1 protein-coding gene is annotated in these 305 nt (G+C 66.6%); it reads left to right on the top strand.

The window, feature by feature from the left end:
* Window positions 1-305: hypothetical protein (locus tag SB773_RS30945; protein ID WP_486304307.1), on the top strand; the 305-nt coding region annotated here is incomplete at both ends.

Here is a 305-nt window from a genome sequence, read left to right as displayed (position 1 = left end):
GCTTCGACGGCGACTACAAGAACCTCGCAGGCCTGACCGTCGCCGTCAGCTCGGGCACCAACCAGGAGAAGATCCTCCTGGAGTGGAAGGCGAAGCTGGAGGCCGCGGGCAAGACGCTCACCATCAAGTACTACCCGGACGCCAACTCCACGTACCTGGCGCTCAACTCGGGCAAGATCGACGCGAACTTCGGCCCCAACCCGACCGCCGCCTACCAGAACACGCAGAGCGCGTCGTCGGCCAACCCGACCCGCACCGCCGGCACGTTCTCGGGAGCAGGCGACTCACTGCAGGGCCTGATCGCC

This window comes from Bacillus sp. SIMBA_074, assembly GCF_046534555.1.
GTDB classification, from domain to species: domain Bacteria; phylum Bacillota; class Bacilli; order Bacillales; family Bacillaceae_G; genus Bacillus_A; species Bacillus_A mycoides.
Note: the sequence above shows the minus strand (reverse complement) of the source record. Positions and strands in the feature narration are given on the sequence as shown.